3 protein-coding genes are annotated in these 1,900 nt (G+C 53.4%); all 3 read left to right on the top strand.

Going from position 1 to position 1,900, the window contains the following annotated elements; translation table 11 throughout:
* The first annotated feature begins 231 nt into the window (after positions 1-231).
* The 3 genes from CSQ88_RS22345 to istB are packed head-to-tail and all read left to right on the top strand — an operon-like array spanning position 232 to position 1,723.
* A complete protein-coding gene (locus CSQ88_RS22345) occupies positions 232-702 on the top strand; it encodes a hypothetical protein (protein ID WP_099400256.1) in 471 nt (156 codons plus the stop codon).
* The gene (locus CSQ88_RS22350) at positions 703-987 is read left to right on the top strand and encodes a hypothetical protein (RefSeq protein ID WP_143449582.1); all 285 of its coding nucleotides are present in this window, start codon (positions 703-705) and stop codon (positions 985-987) included. It abuts the gene before it with no gap.
* A complete protein-coding gene (istB, locus tag CSQ88_RS22355) occupies positions 974-1,723 on the top strand; it encodes an IS21-like element helper ATPase IstB (RefSeq protein ID WP_099400258.1) in 750 nt (249 codons plus the stop codon). The genes CSQ88_RS22350 and istB overlap by 14 nt, the downstream gene beginning before the upstream one ends.
* The last annotated feature ends 177 nt before the right edge of the window (positions 1,724-1,900 follow it).

The raw sequence follows: 1,900 nt of genomic DNA on the forward strand, positions 1-1,900 counted from the left end.
GAATATCGTCCACCTCAATCCAGAAAAATCACCGGAAGCGGAGACGGGTGCTGTAAGGAAAAAAGCAGAGCAAAGAACGGCATAAATATTAAACGATTAAGGCGACAACTGGTTTGACAATTACCGAAAACAAGCGAGGAATTACAGGTCGCTTAGATCGTAAAAACATCTCAACTATTTTGACAATTACCGCCCGCATCAGGCTGGGAGAAGGGGTAGGTTGAGAATCAGGTGGGCAATCTCCGCGCATGGCTATTTACGCCGCTGGCCCGGTTTGCCAGCTTTGCGGCACTGAATGCCTGGCTAAGCCAGCGCTGCTGGGAGTTGGGCGCACGCCAGCATCCGGTTTGCAAGGGCTCCATCGCCAGCCATTGGGCGTCCGAACGCACGGCTTTGCGCCCGATGTCGGCGGTGTTTGATGGTTATGTCGAAGCCATGTTGCGCGTATCCAGCACTTGCTTGGTGTGTGTGGACCGGAATCGCTATAGCGTTCCCGCCATTTATGCGGGCAAGGCGGTATCGGTACGGAGTCGGGCTACGCACATTGAGATGGTGGCGGACGCGATCCAGGTGGCTCAGCATGTACGTTGCTTTGGCCGGGACCAGCTGATTTGTGATCCCTGGCATTATTTGCCCATTCTGGAAAATAAGCCAGGCGCTTTGCGGCATGGTGCACCCTTTGTGCAATGGGAATTGCCGTAGGTGCGGGACCGGATTCTAAAGCAAGCTAAAGGCGACCGGGCCTTTGTTGAGCTACTACAAATGGCGCACACAGCGGGGCTGGATGTCTTGCAAGTGGCGTGTGAATGTGCACTGGAACATGGCGTGGTGACCGCGGCAGTGGTCCTGAATGAAATGCGCAGGCTGATTGCACCTACCCAGCCGACAGTTCTGACTTTGCCGGATCAGCTGCAACTGAAACATGCTCCGCAAGCCAATTGCGCCCGTTATGACGATCTGCGAGGTAACCAGCATGTCCTGCATTGATCGTGGTTTGCAGTTAAAGCAATTACAGCTTTACGGCATGGCTGCGGCTTGGACGAAATGGCAGGCCGAGAAAGCACGCAAGCCATCAACCGTCGAAGCCTGGCTGGATCATCTGATTGCCGCAGCAGAAACGGCCGATCGGGAGGTACGTAGTTTGCACTATCAACTGAAAGCGGCGCGCTTCCCAATTCACCGGGATCTGATGGGCTTTGACTGGGCAGAAAGCACGCTGGCCGCCCCCCAGATTGAGCAACTGGCCACCGCTGCGTTTATGGAGCATGCGCACAACCTGATTCTGGTTGGCGGCACCGGCACGGGCAAAACGCACCTTGCCACAGCACTGGGCGTTGCTGCGATTCACAAGGGCAAATGGGCGAGATTCTTCAATGCAGTGGATCTGGTGAATGTGCTGGAGAAAGAAAAGGCTATGGGCAAAAGCGGCCATCTGGCACGGCAGCTCAGCCAGATCGATGCGCTGATTCTGGACGAGCTGGGCTATCTGCCATTTCCTGCATCGGGTGGCGCTTTATTGTTTCATTTGCTCAGCCAGCTGTATGAAAAAACGAGCCTGATCATCACGACCAACCTGTCATTTGACGAATGGGTCACGGTATTTGGGGACGCAAAAATGACGACAGCACTGCTGAACCGAATCACACATCACTGTGAAATTCTGGAAACGGGCAATGATTCGTTCAGGTTTAAACAGCGTAAGAAGGGGCAGAAAACGGGCTGATAAACTGGAAACTTTTGGACGCTGACGGGTGGAAAATATTGGATGCTGATTGCCCCCTGTGTCAGGATAGTTGAGATACTCCCTTTTCAGGGATTCCAACTTACTCAGGGGGCTGGTTACTTATCATGTCGCGTATTCCCAAGGCTCGTAAAGATGCCATTTTAAGCAAAATGCTTG

The sequence above is a fragment of the Iodobacter sp. BJB302 genome (assembly GCF_002735645.1).
Taxonomy (GTDB): Bacteria; Pseudomonadota; Gammaproteobacteria; order Burkholderiales; family Chitinibacteraceae; genus Iodobacter.

Excerpts from the sequence above, each read along its gene's own strand:
- istB (WP_099400258.1), top strand. The coding sequence starts at position 974 with ATGTCCTGCATTGATCGTGGTTTGCAGTTAAAGCAATTACAGCTTTAC.